Source organism: Amycolatopsis sp. A133, from assembly GCF_031082405.1.
Taxonomy (GTDB): domain Bacteria; phylum Actinomycetota; class Actinomycetes; order Mycobacteriales; family Pseudonocardiaceae; genus Amycolatopsis.
On record NZ_JAVHJU010000043.1, the window covers coordinates 212,043 to 226,103 of the forward strand.

At 70.0% G+C, this 14,061-nt stretch carries 13 protein-coding genes and 1 pseudogene; 6 read left to right on the top strand and 8 right to left on the bottom strand.

Going from position 1 to position 14,061, the window contains the following annotated elements; translation table 11 throughout:
• Positions 1–27: 27 nt before the first annotated feature.
• Positions 28–1,185, bottom strand: a complete 1,158-nt coding sequence (gene ispG / locus Q5425_RS28040) for a flavodoxin-dependent (E)-4-hydroxy-3-methylbut-2-enyl-diphosphate synthase (RefSeq protein WP_308675314.1) — start codon at positions 1,183–1,185, stop codon at positions 28–30.
• A gap of 43 nt (positions 1,186–1,228) precedes the next feature.
• Positions 1,229–2,152 (bottom strand): methyltransferase domain-containing protein, encoded by a 924-nt coding sequence (locus Q5425_RS28045; RefSeq protein WP_308675315.1) that lies wholly within the window; start codon positions 2,150–2,152, stop codon positions 1,229–1,231.
• A gap of 763 nt (positions 2,153–2,915) precedes the next feature.
• On the opposite strand from Q5425_RS28045, the pseudogene Q5425_RS45825 reads away from it, so the two are divergent.
• The 6 genes and pseudogenes from Q5425_RS45825 to Q5425_RS28075 all read left to right on the top strand — a co-directional run.
• Positions 2,916–3,086: pseudogene (locus Q5425_RS45825) on the top strand (helix-turn-helix domain-containing protein); the annotation flags it as partial.
• A 9-nt stretch (positions 3,087–3,095) separates the two neighbouring features.
• Positions 3,096–4,583, top strand: a complete 1,488-nt coding sequence (locus tag Q5425_RS28055) for an ATP-binding protein (RefSeq protein ID WP_308675317.1) — start codon at positions 3,096–3,098, stop codon at positions 4,581–4,583.
• A gap of 245 nt (positions 4,584–4,828) precedes the next feature.
• Positions 4,829–6,550 carry a prenyltransferase/squalene oxidase repeat-containing protein gene (locus tag Q5425_RS28060; protein WP_308675318.1) on the top strand — a complete coding sequence of 574 codons (1,722 nt, stop codon included), beginning with the start codon at positions 4,829–4,831 and terminating at the stop codon, positions 6,548–6,550.
• Positions 6,547–7,857 (top strand): cytochrome P450, encoded by a 1,311-nt coding sequence (locus Q5425_RS28065; protein ID WP_308675319.1) that lies wholly within the window; start codon positions 6,547–6,549, stop codon positions 7,855–7,857. The genes Q5425_RS28060 and Q5425_RS28065 overlap by 4 nt, the downstream gene beginning before the upstream one ends.
• A 23-nt stretch (positions 7,858–7,880) precedes the next feature.
• The gene (locus Q5425_RS28070; protein ID WP_308675320.1) at positions 7,881–8,897 is read left to right on the top strand and encodes a polyprenyl synthetase family protein; all 1,017 of its coding nucleotides are present in this window, start codon (positions 7,881–7,883) and stop codon (positions 8,895–8,897) included.
• 28 nt (positions 8,898–8,925) lie between these two features.
• Positions 8,926–10,194 (top strand): cytochrome P450, encoded by a 1,269-nt coding sequence (locus tag Q5425_RS28075; RefSeq protein WP_308675321.1) that lies wholly within the window; start codon positions 8,926–8,928, stop codon positions 10,192–10,194.
• A gap of 9 nt (positions 10,195–10,203) precedes the next feature.
• On the opposite strand, the gene Q5425_RS45830 is transcribed toward Q5425_RS28075, so the two are convergent.
• The 6 genes from Q5425_RS45830 to fabG all read right to left on the bottom strand — a co-directional run bounded on the left by Q5425_RS45830 (position 10,204) and on the right by fabG (position 14,053).
• Positions 10,204–10,764 carry an IS5 family transposase gene (locus Q5425_RS45830; RefSeq protein WP_396135257.1) on the bottom strand — a complete coding sequence of 187 codons (561 nt, stop codon included), beginning with the start codon at positions 10,762–10,764 and terminating at the stop codon, positions 10,204–10,206.
• A 69-nt stretch (positions 10,765–10,833) separates the two neighbouring features.
• Entirely contained in the window at positions 10,834–11,085 is a 252-nt protein-coding gene (locus Q5425_RS45835; RefSeq protein WP_396135258.1) for a transposase, read from the bottom strand.
• Between the two features lie 47 nt (positions 11,086–11,132).
• Positions 11,133–11,375 carry a hypothetical protein gene (locus Q5425_RS45840; RefSeq protein ID WP_396135259.1) on the bottom strand — a complete coding sequence of 81 codons (243 nt, stop codon included), beginning with the start codon at positions 11,373–11,375 and terminating at the stop codon, positions 11,133–11,135.
• Complete coding sequence (locus Q5425_RS28085; protein WP_308675322.1) at positions 11,347–12,549, bottom strand: macrolide family glycosyltransferase; 1,203 nt, start codon at positions 12,547–12,549, stop codon at positions 11,347–11,349. Before Q5425_RS28085 ends, Q5425_RS45840 begins: the two co-directional genes overlap by 29 nt.
• 44 nt (positions 12,550–12,593) lie before the next feature.
• Positions 12,594–13,310 carry a 2-hydroxychromene-2-carboxylate isomerase gene (locus Q5425_RS28090; RefSeq protein ID WP_308675323.1) on the bottom strand — a complete coding sequence of 239 codons (717 nt, stop codon included), beginning with the start codon at positions 13,308–13,310 and terminating at the stop codon, positions 12,594–12,596.
• Positions 13,307–14,053, bottom strand: a complete 747-nt coding sequence (gene fabG, locus Q5425_RS28095) for a 3-oxoacyl-[acyl-carrier-protein] reductase (protein ID WP_308675324.1) — start codon at positions 14,051–14,053, stop codon at positions 13,307–13,309. The genes Q5425_RS28090 and fabG overlap by 4 nt, the downstream gene beginning before the upstream one ends.
• Positions 14,054–14,061: the final 8 nt, after the last annotated feature.

Sequence of the window (14,061 nt, forward strand, 5' to 3'; positions counted from 1 at the left end):
GCGATCCGTGCGCGACATCTGCGGCGATCATGTCACATGACGGGCCGGGCTCGGCGATGCGGGGGAACCGGCGTCGCCGGCCAGCCGCATGGCCTCCTCGATCAGGGTCTCCACGATCCGGTGCTCGGGCACGGTCTTGACCACCTCGCCCTTCACGAAGATCTGGCCCTTGCCGTTGCCCGATGCGACGCCCAGGTCGGCCTCGCGGGCCTCGCCGGGACCGTTCACGACGCAGCCCATCACCGCGACCCGCAGCGGCACCTCCATGCCCTCCAGGCCTGCGGTGACCTCGTCGGCCAGCTTGTACACGTCGACCTGCGCCCGCCCGCACGACGGGCACGACACGATCTCCAGCTTCCGCGGCCGCAGGTTCAGCGACTGCAGGATCCGGGTGCCGACCTTGACCTCTTCCACCGGCGGCGCGGACAGCGACACCCGGATCGTGTCACCGATCCCCTGGCGCAGCAGCGCGCCGAACGCCACCGCGGACTTGATCGTGCCCTGGAACGCCGGACCGGCTTCGGTCACACCCAGGTGCAGCGGGTAGTCACAGGACTCGGCCAGCAGCTCGTAGGCGCGGACCATCACGACCGGGTCATGGTGCTTGACCGAGATCTTGATGTCGTGGAAATCGTGCTCGGCGAACAGCGACGCCTCCCACAGCGCCGACTCGACCAGCGCCTCGGGCGTGGCCCTGCCGTGCTTCGCCAGCAGACGCGGGTCCAGCGAGCCGGCGTTCACGCCGATCCGGATCGGCGTGCCGTGGTCCTTCGCCGCCTGCGCGATCTCCTTGACCTTGTCGTCGAACTTCTTGATGTTGCCCGGGTTCACCCGCACCGCGGCACAGCCCGCCTCGATCGCCGCGAACACGTACTTCGGCTGGAAGTGGATGTCCGCGATCACCGGGATCTGCGACTTCCGCGCGATCGCCGGCAACGCCTCCGCGTCGTCCTGCGACGGGCAGGCCACCCGGACGATGTCACAGCCGGACGCGGTCAGTTCCGCGATCTGCTGCAGCGTGGCGTCGACGTCCGCGGTCACCGTCGTGGTCATCGACTGCACCGACACCGGGAAGTCACTGCCCACGCCGACCGAGCCGGCCATCAGCTGCCGGGTCCGGCGACGCTCCGACAGCACGGGCGGCGGCAGCTCCGGCACACCCAGGTCCACGACGTCCGGACTCATCCCCTGGCCTCCCCGTTCCGGCGAACGGGCACCACCAGCGCGGTCACCGCCCGGGCTTCCTGGCGACGACCAGGACGTAGTCGGCTTGGGCCATGGGCTGCCCGGCCACCCGCTGACCGACCTCGTCGAGCAGGTACTTGCGGTACGTCGGGTAGATCATCCGGCTGATGCGGGCCTTGAACACGGGGTCGTCGATCCGGCTGACCATGTAGCGCCGCCACGGTTCCCACACGTCGTCCCGGATCGACCGGATCGTCACGTCGGTGAAACCGAGCGCGGTCAGCCGGCGGCTGTACTCCTCCGCGGGGTACCAGTTCTCCTTCGACGTCCCGTTGAAGAAGCCGTCCTGTTCCCACTTGCGTTTGGCGACCGTCGAGGCCTGACCTTCCTGCGCGGCCAGCGGGATGATGTCGGACACCGCGAAGATGCCACCGGGCCGCAGCACCCGGAAGGCGTGTTCGAGGAACTTCTGGCGTGGCGCGAACTGGACCAGCGCTTCGATCGACACCACCTTGTCGAAGGTCTCGGGCCCGAACGTCAGCTCGGTCGCCGAACCCTCCAGGAACTTCACCCGGTCCCCGACCCCCTTGGCCTGAGCCAGCCGTCGTGCCTCGCGAACGTGCACCGGGGTGATGTTCACGCCGACGATCTCGGCCACTCCGGTGGTCTCCAACCAGCGCAGGTCCTGTTCGCCGTAGCCGAAACCGGCGTCGAGGACCCGGTCACCGGGCTTGAGCTCGGCGGCCCGGCCGACCAGGTCGACCATCGCCTCACACGCGTCGTCGACGACCTCGCAACCGTCCACCCAGTACCCGAAGTTCAGGTAGCGGGTTCGCTCGGTGAGCAACAGGAAATCCCAGACCTCGCAGATCCGCCGGGCCCTGGCCGTCCCCGTCGCGAACTCGGCCTGCAGCAACTTGCCCAGCAGCTGGATTTCCTTCAACAGCGGGTACTTCGTCGTCGGCATGTCACATCCCGGGTTGCGCTGAAAATGGTTTCCCCATGGCTCGTCGACGCGTTCATCGCCGAGAAAGTGTGTCGCGACCCGAAGCTAGCAGGAACGTGATTTGTTCGAGTGCGAACGCGGCTGCCCGAAAACCACGTGGTGCGCCCTGTTCGAGCATCCAGCCGGCGCACTCGAACGCTCGCACCCGCGGCGACAGGCACCCGGTACCAGCCCGAAAGTACCGACCCGGCGCATTCCGCGGCCGGAGAACCGACCGGTAACCCCATTCGGCGCAACCGCCGGCCCACCACCGCCCGAGCTGCGGATTCAGCTGTGGCTGAACAGTCTTGCCGGACGATCCGCGCTGTGCCAACCTGGCCGAGAGGGCCGATACCTGGACAGCACCGGCCGCGTTGTCCGGGCCGGACCGGACGGGGGGGATATTCGTGCACCGGCCGCAGCCGGTGACATATCCCCCCAGGACGATTGCGGCGAAGCTGTTGCACAGGTCAGACGGCCGCTGTCACGATTCGTAATCGACCCGTGAACGCCGACAGGCGGGGTCTCAGTACAATCCGGGGGGCCGGCATGATTGTTTCTTCTTCGTCGCTTCGGGGGCACGACCGACCGGGTATCGCGCCCGGTTGACGACAACAGCGAGTCTCGATGCACTGCGCTGCGTCGCTTCTGTCGACCGGCACAGCACGTTCCGGACGCGTCCAGCAGGACGCCACATCCGGCGATCAATGGTGCTCAGCTACACACGTACGTCGGAGATCGTCACATGGATCCATCTTTCGGGGGCGCCGGAAATCGGCGTGATGGAGAGTTCGCCGGCCTGATCCGCACCCTTCGTGTGCAGGCCGGTCTCACACAGGAGGAACTGGCCGATCGCGCGGGACTGGGTGTCCGCACCATCAGCGATCTCGAACGAGGCAAAACCGGGAAACCACAACGCAATTCCGTGGCACTGCTCGCCGAAGCCCTCGGCCTGCGAGGCGACGGCGTCGAGCGCTTCCACCGGCTCGCCCGCAACACGGCGGCCGCCCCGTCGCCCACCGACGCCGATCCACCGCTCGGCGAGGCGCCGGACACCGCACGGCGCCGTCCGGTCTCGGCGGCGCCGATCGGCAGAGCCGGCCTGATCGACCACGTGTCGGCGGCGCTGCTCGACGTCCCGGCGATCACCGGCGGGCCACGCCTCGTCGTGCTCGCCGGCGGCCCCGGTTCCGGCAAGACCGCTGTCGCCACGCACGTGGCGGCACACCTGCGCGACCACTTCCCGGACGGGCAGTACTACGTCGACGCCGCCGACGCGGACCCGGAGCTCCTGGTCGACCGGGTGTCGCGTTCGTTCGGCATCGAGCCGGCGTGCGGCCCGGCCACGTTCGAGGACCGGGCGATGCGGCTTCGCGCCGTGCTTCGTGACCGGCGGGCACTTCTGGTGCTGGACAACGTCTTCGACGAGGCGCAACTGCGTCCGCTGCTGGCCGCCGACGACGACGCCGCCTGCGCGATCATCGCCGTGTCGTGGCGACGGCTCAGCGCCATCGTGGGCGTCCGGACCATCCCGGTCCCGCCGCTCGACCCCGGGTCCGCGGCCGATCTGTTCATCGCCGCCGGCCGCCGGCCGGTGAACGCCGGCGACCGGGACACCATCGCCTGGCTGACGTTGCAGTGCGATCACCTGCCGCTCGCGGTGTGGATCGCCGGCACCAAGGCCGCCGACAGACCGCACATATCGTTGCAGCGCCAGGCCGAACGGCTGCGGCAACCGGCGAGCCGGCTGAACCGACTGGTCGTCGGCGACCGCAGCGTCCGGGCCTCGTTCGGCAACTACTACCGCAGGCTCGATCCCCCGCAACAGCGGGCGTTCCGGCTGATGGGCACGGTCGACGTCCCGTCGTTCCCGGCGTGGGCCGCGGCCGCCACCCTCGACGTGCCGCTGGACGAGGCCGAAGAACTCCTGGACCGCCTGGTCGAGACGAACCTGTTCGAGGTGGCGGGCACGGACGAAACCGGCACCGTCCGCTACCGGCTGCCGAGCCTGCTGCGGGCCTTCGCCCAGGAGGTCTCCCAGCACGACGACTCCGCGAAAGCCCGGCGCAGCGCGCTCCGCCGCGCCGTGACCGCGTGGTACGTGCTGTCCGAAATCGCCGAGCGCGCACTGTCCGGGTCCGTTCCCCGGCCGGCGATACCCATCCGGCTCGGCGGGCACTGGGCCGTGACCGATCTGGTGCAAGGCGACCCCACGGCCTGGTTGCGCTCGGAACGCCAGGCCTTGTCGATGGTGCTCCGCCAAGCCGGCCGTGCCGGGATCGCGATGCGGGACAGCGACACCCCACCGGCCGGCCGGCACGTGCGCACCGGTCAGCACGACGACCACGTCAACGGCCACACGAACGGCCACGCGAACGGCCGCGTCAACGGTCACCGCCGGGCACACGGCTGACCGCTCGGTCTCGCCACCGGGAACGCTGAAGGCAACCCCGCACACCACGAATTGCCGACTTTGCCGCACGACACCACCGGCACAGCCGGACAACACCACGTCAACCCCGGTTTTCCGGTGACCGCAGCCACCGCATGATTCGTGCGGCCGCTGTCCAGTCCACCGCCGGGCCGCAACCGTAGGGTCGGTCGCGATGGTCACCTGATACCGCCTCGGCACCGAGGATCGTGAGATTCGGAGTCTTCGTGAACAAGCCGGTCATCGCTGCACAAGCAACCGATCCGGGAGCGGCCGACGCCGCCACCAAAGCCATCGAGTACCTGTACGCGCGTCAGCGCGCGGACGGTGCCTGGACGGACCGCCTCTCGTCGTCGACGGTCTCGACCGCACTGGGATTGCTGTCGCTCGACCGCGCCGACCGCCAAGCTCACCGCGACCGGATCGCCCGCGGGATCGACTGGCTCAAACGCAACCAGCGCGCAGACGGCGGCTGGAGCATGGCCGACGACAACCCGCCGAGCAGCCCGGGGATGACCTCCTTCGCCATCGCGGCGCTGTACGGTCTCGACCGGGAAGGCTCGGCCGGCCTGATCGAGCGGGGAAAGCAGTTCATCGACGGCAACGGCGGCTACACGGTCATCCCCGGCATGCGCGACAAGGGCCCGAAGACGTGGCCGGCCGCGGCGCCGATCGCTTGGTCGCTCGTCGGCCTCAAGGACGTCAGCGAGCAGCCGCCGCAGGCGGTCGAGGCCATCCTGCTGCCGGCTTGGCTGCGCAACAAGGTGTCCATCGCGCTGCCCGCCATCCTGGCGCTGGGCATCATGCAGGCCCGGGCCCGCACGTCCAGCCTGCCGCGCCGGCTGCTGCAGCGGGTGGCCGAACCGAAAGCGCTGGCCTGGCTGCGATCCGCACTCGGCCCCAACGGCGGTGTCGAGGAATGCGCGATGCTGTCCGCACTGATCTTCCTCGGCTTGCACTCCGCCGGTGTCGGCGAGGACATCCAGCAGGCGTCGCTGAAGTACCTGCTGGACAACCAGCGTGAGGACGGCTCCTGGCCGATCGACCGCGACCTGGAGATCGCGGTCACCTGCTACACGGTGCTGGCCCTGGCGGAGTTCGGCGACACCGCCGACGAGCCGAGGCTGCGGCCGACCCGCGACTTCCTGTTGTCCACGCAGTGGACCGAGCCGTTCACGCCGCTCGGCATCCCGGCCGGCGGCTGGTCGTGGAACGTCCCGTCGGGCTGGCCCGAGTCCGAGGACACCGCGGTCGTGCTGAGCACGTTGAAACTGCTCGGCCTGGACAACACCCATCCGGCCGTCGCACAGGGGCTGCGCTGGCTCCACTCACGACAGAACCGCGACGGATCGTGGTCGGAGTGGGTGCGCAACTCTTCCCTGCTGAACGACAAACCCTGCGTCGGCGTGACCGCGCACGTGATCATGGCGCTCGACCAGCACGGCGACCCGCGCGGCCCGCGCACGCCGATCGGCAAGGCCCTGCGGTACTTCCGGCGCGTCCAGCACCCCGACGGCGCCAGTCCGTCGCTGTGGTTCCGGGATTCCGTCCACGGCACCGCGAAGCTGCTCGAGACCTACGCCGAACTCGGCGCCGCATCCGATCCGGCGGCGGTGCGGGCACGCGAATGGCTGCTGGCCAACCAGCGCCCGGACGGAGCGTGGCCCCTCACGGTCGAAGTCGGCGTCGAAGGCGGCACGGCCGAAGAGACCGGGTGGGCGGTCTACTCGTTGCTCCGAGCCGGCGTGCCGGCGACCGATGACGCCATCGTCCGTGGGGTGAAGTGGCTGGTGGACAACCAGAACGCGGACGGGACGTGGACGCCGAGCCCGGTCGGGCTGTACTTCGAGGACCTCTGCTACAACGACGACCTGATCGCGCACGCATACGCGCTGCGCGCGCTGGGGCGTTGGCTGAAGTGCGTCGGCCACCCGGACACCCCGGCATGAGGACGGCCACCGGCCTGCCGCCGGGGCCCGCCTTGCCGGCGATGGCGCAGACCATCCTGTCCGTCACCAAGCCTCTGGCGTACGCCGAGACGTGCCGCCGGAAGTACGGCGACATCTTCACGATGCGCGTCTTCCCGGTCGGGAAAGTCGTGTGCGTGTCGGACGTCGGCGTCATCCGGGACATCGTCACGTCGGACGGCACCGTGTTCCGGGCCGGCGAAGCGAACAGCGTGATCGAGTTCGTGGTCGGCCGCCACTCACTGCTCTTGCTGGACGGCGGCGAGCACATCCGGCGCCGCCGGGTGCTGCTGCCGCCGTTCCGCGGGGCCAGTGTCCGGCGGCACGAGCAGAGCATCGGCGAGATCGTCGCCGACTGCGTGCGGCGCTGGCCGGGCGGCCGGCCGATCCCCCTGCTGCCGCGGATGCAGGAGATCACGCTCGAGATCATGATGCGGTCGGTGTTCGGCATCTCCGACCTCGACCGGCTGGCCGGTTTGCGCGCGCTGGTGCCCCGGCTGCTGCACATGAACCCGGCGATCATGCTGTTCCCGTCGTTGCGCCGCGACCTCGGTCCCCGCAGCCCGGGTGGCCGCTTCGCCAGGATCAAGCGGGGCGTCGACGAGATCATCCACCAGGAGATCGCCCGGCGGCGGCACACCCCGTCGTCCGGTCGCGACGACGTGCTCTCCGGGCTGATGAACATCAGGGACGAGGACGGCGCCCCGCTGAGCGACGGGGAACTGCGCGACCACCTGGTGACGTTGCTGGCCGTCGGCCACGAGACCACGGCGACCTCCCTGTCCTGGATCTTCGAACGGCTGGTCCGGCACCCGCGGGTGCTCGACCGGCTGCGCGCCGAGACCGGCGGGGCCGCCTCCGGCGGATCGGGGTACGTGGACGCCGTGATCAACGAGACCCTGCGCCTGCGGCCGGTGGTCACCGACATCGCGAGGGTCACCAGCGCCGACGCCCGCGTGGGCGGCTACGACGTACCCCGCGGAACGATGGTCGCCCTTTCCCTCTCCGCGATCCACCGGTCGCCGGACCAGTTCTCCGCACCGGAGGTGTTCCGGCCGGAGCGGTTCACCGACGGCGAGGCGGCGCACGACGTCTTCCTGCCGTTCGGCGGTGGTCCGCACCGGTGCCTCGGCGCGAGCTTCGCCATGACGGTGATGCGCCGGGTCGTTCCCGGCATCATCGCCGAGCTCGACGTCCGTGCCGCACGTCCCGAGCCGGAAAGCGCACGCCTCACCGGCCCGGTGCTCACGCCCGCGCGCGGTGCGGAAGTCGTCGTGAGCCGAAGGTGACCTCATCCGAAAGAAGGACGCGAATGCACAGTGTTGACGCGCACGGCGCGGCGATGGCGCAACCGGACGACGCCTCGTTCCGGCAGCGGATCAGGCTCGGCCTTGCCGAACGGTGGCACCCGGACGGTGACCTCCTCGACGGCGTCTGCCACTACGCGCTGGTGCCGGCCGGCAAGCTGTTCCGCTCGACCCTGCTGATCGAGTCCGCGCTCGCGGTGGGCGGCGATCCCGCGGTCGTCTACCCGGCCGCGATGGGCGCCGAATGCGGGCACGTGGCCAGCCTGATCCACGACGACATCATCGACGGCGACCAGATCCGGCGGGGCCGGGCCTCGGTCCAGCACAAGTACGGTGTCGACAACGCGATCATCGCGGGCGACGCGCTGATCTTCGACCTGTTCGCCAGCCTGGGCGAGTGCCAGGGCACCGGCGCGCCGGACAGCCGCGTAGTCTGGGCGCTGCGGGTGGTGGCGCAGTGCGGCATCGACCTGTGCCGCGGCCAGAGCATGGAGGCGGAGATCTGCGACCGGCTCGACTTCGCGCTCGATTCCTACCTGACCATGGCCCGGCTCAAGACCGCCGCGCTGTTCCGGGCCGCGTGCGGCTGCGGCGCCATCCTCGCCGGCGGCGAGCCGGCCGCGGTGGAGTCGCTGAACACCTACGCCCTGGACTTCGGCACCGCGTTCCAGATCCACGACGACGTGCTGTCCTACATCGCCGACACCGAGCGCATGGGCAAGCCCGACACCAGCGACGTGCGCAACGGCCGGATCACCTTCCCGGTCGCGCTCGCGTACCAGTCGGCCGCCGCCGGGCAGCGGCGCGCCATCCGGTCGGTGCTGTCCGACGACGGCGACCCGATCGAGAAGAGGGCCGCCATGGCGGACATCCTCACCACGACCGGAGCTCTCGACCAGGCCACCACCGCGGCCCGCGAGTACGCCGACTCCGCGATCAAGGCGTTGCACGAACTGCCGCACACCCCGAGCCGCGACCGGCTCACGGAGTTCGCCGAGCTCGCGATCAGCCGCGACCACTGACCCGGATCACCGCCGACAGGAGCAGCAGATGCCGTCGTTGAAGGTTCTGCGCCTCAACACCCGGATACACGCCCAGCGGGCGGTCATCCGGGCCCTCGCCCGGACCGGCGACCTCTACAGCCAGCTGCTCGCCGGGCAGCACCTGGCCGACCCGTACCCGGTCTACGAGCGGATCCGGGCCCGCGGCCCGCTGCACCGGAGCCGGCTGGGGTTCCACCTGATCACCTCGCACGCGCTGTGCAACCAGGTGGTGCGGGACCCCCGGTTCGGCATGCGCACCCGCAAGGGCACTTCGCTGGGCTTCGAGAAGTCGCAGTACGAGGCGGCCGGGCCGCTGCTCAACTCGTTCTCCGAGACCGATCCGCCCGACCACACCCGGTTGCGTCAGGTCGTCGCGCCGGCGTTCCGGCCGAAGCAGGTCCGGGAGTACCGGGTCGGCGTCGAGAAACTGGCGCACGAGTTGCTGGACAAGGTGGCCGGCCGCGCCGAGTTCGACCTCATCGCCGACTTCGCCGCGCCGCTGCCGATCGCGGTGATCGCCGACCTGCTCGGGCTGTCCGGCCAGGACGTCGACACCGAACGGTTCGCGCGGTTCGGCGCGTTGTTCGGGCAGCTGTTCGACGGGTTGCGCAGCAGCGAACAGGCCGACGAGCTCAAGGCCGCGACGCGGGAGCTGAGCGAGCTGTTCGAGCGGCTCATGCGGGAACGCCGTGTCTCGTCGGGAACGGATCTGATCAGCGTGCTGTCCCGGGCGGAGTCGGCCGGCACGGTCACGGCCGACGAGCTGATCTCCGCGTGCCAGGTGCTGCTGCTCGCGGGGTTCGAGACAGCGGTGAACCTGATCGGCAACGGCGTGCTGGCCCTGTTCGACCACCCGGACCAGCGGGCGATCGTCCGTGACGACCTCGGCCTGATGCCACGCGTGGTCGAGGAGGTTCTCCGCTTCGACCCACCCGTCCAGTCCAACATGCGGATCAGCCACGACAACCTCGAGCTGGCCGGCGTGCCGTTCAAACCGGACACGCCGGTGCTCATGCTCCTCGGCGCCGCCAACCGTGACCCCGAGGCCTACGCCGCACCGCACCGCTTCGACGTGACCCGTACCGGCGAACCGGAACACCTGGCCTTCTCCGGCGGGATGCACTACTGCATCGGCGCGTCTCTCGCCCGGATGGAAGGCGAGGTGGCTCTTCGAGCACTGCTGGAGCGCATGCCGGACCTGCGGCCCGCCGGACCCGCGCAACGGCGCCACAGCGCGGCCATGCGCGGGCTGTGGCGCTTTCCGGTACGGCCCTAGGGCGTGTCCTCAAAGCCAGAGGAGCAGGGTGGCCAGGTCGATCCAGCCTCGGTAGGAGGTAGCGGTCTTGTCGAAGCGGGTGGCAATGGCCCGGAACTGCTTGAGTCGGTTGAAGCAGCGCTCGACAACGTTTCGGCGTTTGTAGGCGACACGGTCGAAGGCCGGTGGGCGCCCCCCGACCCGGCCCCGGCGTAGCCGGTTGGCTTGCTGGTCACGGCGTTCGGGAATCGTCGCCGGGATGTGCCGTCGGCGCAGGTAGGAACGGATGGCCCGGCTGGAGTAGCCCTTGTCGGCCAGCCCCCGGCTCGGCCGGGTCGCCGGCCGGCCCGGACCCGGCCGACGGAACTCGACACCCGCCATGACCGTGGTGAACTGGGTGCAGTCGTTGACGTTGCCGCCGGTCAACACGATCGACAGCGGCCGTCCGTGGCCGGCACAGGCTAGGTGGATCTTGGTGGTGAGTCCGCCGCGGGAGCGGCCGATGGCATGATCACCTGGCTCGCTCTGCCCGCCGCAGGATCCGCTGGCCCCCTGTGTGAGACACCGGGACGCGACGAGCGCCGGCGGCATGCTGATGCGCCCGCACGATGCTGGAATCGACCGAGACTTCCCGGTCGAGTTCGTCGATCGCCTCGGCGATCACCCGGACCTGTGCCACCAGCGCGGACAGGGTGCCGGTGCGTGACCAGCGCCAGAACCGGTTGTAGACCGTCTTCCACGGCCCATACCTTCGGGCAGGTCCCGCCACGCGACACCGGTCTTGGCCTTGAACAGCATCCCGTTGATCACCCGCCGGTCATCCACCCGCGGACGCCCCTTCGCACCTGAAACGGGTAGCAACGGCCGGATGACCTGCCACTGCTCGTCGGTCAGCTCATGCCTTCGCACCACGACCGAAGATCAAAGCAGATCGCCCGCACCAGCTTTGAGGACAGCCCCTAGGTGTGCTGCTGCTTCTGGTCGGGGTCTGGCCGGCCAGGCCGCCGTGGGGGCGGTGGTAGTTGTAGTAGTCCTCCCATTCCCGGAGCTTGTCGGACCGGAACTCCGTGCCGTTGTCGGTCTGGGGAGGCGGGTAGCCGGCTTCTCGACCACCTGGTCGGGCGGTGCAGCGGGGCGCTCGAGCGGTCCTTCAGCCCGTCGAGGCCGTCGTCCTCATAGCGGCGTTTCCACCGGTAGAACACGGTACGGCTGATGCCGTAGCAGCGGCAGGTCGAGCCAGGCCTCGACCTGCCGCGCGGCCCGCTCGGGTCCGCCGGCGGCCTGCAGGGCGCGGTGCATGCGGCCGATCCGGGCGCTGGTGCCGGGGTCGGCACAGGCCGACTGCACGGCACGGGCCAGCTCGTCGGCTGTGCAGTCGGTGGCCAGCCGGACACCCAAGCCCAGCTCGGCCACCCGGTCGGCGTTCGCGCACTGCTCCGGCCGCTGCGGGACGACGACCAGGGGAACTCGCTGGTCGAGCGCCTCCATCACGCTGTTCATCCCGCCGTGCACGACGAAGGCCTTGGCGCCGGCCAGCACGGCGCGCTGCGATGGAACGCGGTCGCGCAGCTCGACGTTGGGCGGGATCTCGCCCAGCTCGCGGTGGTCGATCCCGTCGCCGGTGATGATGAGCACCGGGTGCTGCAGGTTCGCCGCGGCCGACACGCACTTGCGGAAGAACTCCGCGTCGCGGGTGTGGGTCGTGCCCATCGACACGACCACCGGCGCCCGGGTGTCCGCGGGTGTGGTCGCGTCGGGCCCCTCGAGGAAGCACGGGCCGACGAAGACGTGGCGATCGTCGAAAGTGTCACCGCTGTATTGGAATTCGCGGGGCAGGAACACGATGTTGCGCGCGACGCCGTCGAACATCCCGGTCACGACACCGGGGATCTCCTGGTCGGAGACGAACGCCATCAGCTCGCCGTGGAACGCCTCCAGCGCGGTCGGATCGCCCGCAGCCCGGCCGTACCGGCTCTCCAGAGAGAAGGACTCGTTCGACGCGAAGATCGGGGACGTCTGGATCTCGGTGATCCCGTGTTTGGCCGCGAACATCAGGCCGCCCCACGCCAGCACGTCGAACAGCACGCAGTCCGGCCGCGAGCGGAGGCCGGCGTTCAACGCGGCGAACACGGCCTTCGCTTCGCTGAGCAGGCACGGCATCATGATCGACAGGTCGTCGTGGTGGATGAGGGGCATCTCCGCCAACGGCGAGCTGTACTCGAGCGGCTCGGCTCCGGCCCGCCGGATCGATTCGCCGAACCGTGCGGGCGCCGAGAACGTCACCTCGTGCCCCCGCCGCACCAGTTGCGTGGCGAGGCTGAGCGACGGGTTGAGGTGCCCCGGGTACGGGGCCGATACCACCACGATGTGCGCCATAGTCCTACCTCCCTGGTTACCTGACCGGCCGGAGGGCCGGGGTGTCATCCGCAGCCACCCGCGTGGCCGTCGTCGACTGAACCGTCGCGGCGCAGCCCCAGCCGTTCCGCACCGGCCGGCACCGGGTCCGGGCTCTCGCGGCGGCGCTCCAGCGCGCCGGCGAACGCCGCAAGTCGATCGACGCCCCAGAACTTCTCGTGCCGCACGGTGAAGAACGGCACGCCGAACACGCCTTCCCGCTGGATCTGCAGCAGTGCCTGCACTCCCTGCGCGCGCGTCACCGGATCGTCGACCGCACCGGCGAGTTCTGCGCCGTCGATGCCGAGCTCGTCCGCCCACGACGCCACCACCGCCGGGTCGCAGATGTCGAGACCCTGCTGCCAGCGTGCGCGGGCCGCCGCGACGATGAAGTCCTGGCCACGTCCCTGCCGCGCGGCGACGAGGTAGGCGAGGTGCGGCACCTCCCACACCGGGTTCCGGTCGACCGGCCACCGGAAGCTCAACCCGCGGTCGGCGGCGAGCCGCTTGACGTCCTGGAGGATGTACAGGCTCTTCGCTTTGGACATCGGCGTGTACGGGAAGGTGCCGCCCGCCTCGGCCAGCAGCGCCGAGCTGCAGCTGTCCGGCTCGAAGAACGGCCGCCAGTCCAGCCGATCGACCAGCTCGCCGTGATGACGCACCAAGTCGTGCCACGCCAGCCAGGAATAGGGACTGCGCAGCGAAAAGTAGAAGCTCGGGCGGTTCTGGTTCACACTGTTCACAACACGATCCCACCGTCCACTCGGAACACTTGTCCCGTCACGTACGACGCCTGTTCGCTCACCAGGACCGACACCATGGCGGCGACCTCGTCGGCCTGGCCGAACCGGCCGAGCGGGATCCGGCCGCGCATCGCCGTCGTGACGGTGTCCGGCAACGTGGCGGTCATGTCGGTCTCGATGAAACCGGGGGCGATCGCGTTGACCCGGATTCCGTACCGGCCGACCTCCTTGGCCAGCGACCTGGTCATCGCGATGACACCGGCCTTGGCCGCCGCGTAGTTCGCCTGCGCGGCGTTCCCGGTGATCCCGGCCACCGAGGACACGGTGACCAGCGCCCCGGCCCGGCGCTTCATCATCCGAAACACCACCGACCGCGCCAGGTGGAACACACCGTCCAAGTTGGCGCGGAGCACGGCGTCCCAGTCCTCGTCGGACATGAGCACCAACGGATTGTCCCGGGTGATCCCCGCCGAGCTCACCGCCGCCGAGATGACGCCGAGTTCGGCCTCCACGCGCTCGACGAACGCCTTCACCCGGCGGCCGTCCCCCACATCCACCCGGACAGCGAGGCAGGCCCGGCCGAGCGCGCGCACCTCCTTCTCGACCGCAGCCGCGGATCGCTCGTCGGCGCGGTAGCAGAACCCCACGTCGTAGCCGTCCGCCGCGAGACGGGTCACGACCGCGCGGCCGATCCCCCGCGATCCGCCGGTGACGATGGCGACCTTTCCCGGTTCCCCCGGCATGCGCTCTC

Bases quoted from the DNA above. Each gene is read 5' to 3' on its own strand.
- Q5425_RS45830 (WP_396135257.1), bottom strand. From the start codon at position 10,764: ATGCCGCCGGCGCTCGTCGCGTCCCGGTGTCTCACACAGGGGGCCAGC.
- ispG (WP_308675314.1), bottom strand. From the start codon at position 1,185: ATGAGTCCGGACGTCGTGGACCTGGGTGTGCCGGAGCTGCCGCCGCCC.
- Q5425_RS28070 (WP_308675320.1), top strand. From the start codon at position 7,881: ATGCACAGTGTTGACGCGCACGGCGCGGCGATGGCGCAACCGGACGAC.
- Q5425_RS28065 (WP_308675319.1), top strand. From the start codon at position 6,547: ATGAGGACGGCCACCGGCCTGCCGCCGGGGCCCGCCTTGCCGGCGATG.
- Q5425_RS28045 (WP_308675315.1), bottom strand. From the start codon at position 2,152: ATGCCGACGACGAAGTACCCGCTGTTGAAGGAAATCCAGCTGCTGGGC.
- fabG (WP_308675324.1), bottom strand. From the start codon at position 14,053: ATGCCGGGGGAACCGGGAAAGGTCGCCATCGTCACCGGCGGATCGCGG.
- Q5425_RS28085 (WP_308675322.1), bottom strand. From the start codon at position 12,549: ATGGCGCACATCGTGGTGGTATCGGCCCCGTACCCGGGGCACCTCAAC.
- Q5425_RS28075 (WP_308675321.1), top strand. From the start codon at position 8,926: ATGCCGTCGTTGAAGGTTCTGCGCCTCAACACCCGGATACACGCCCAG.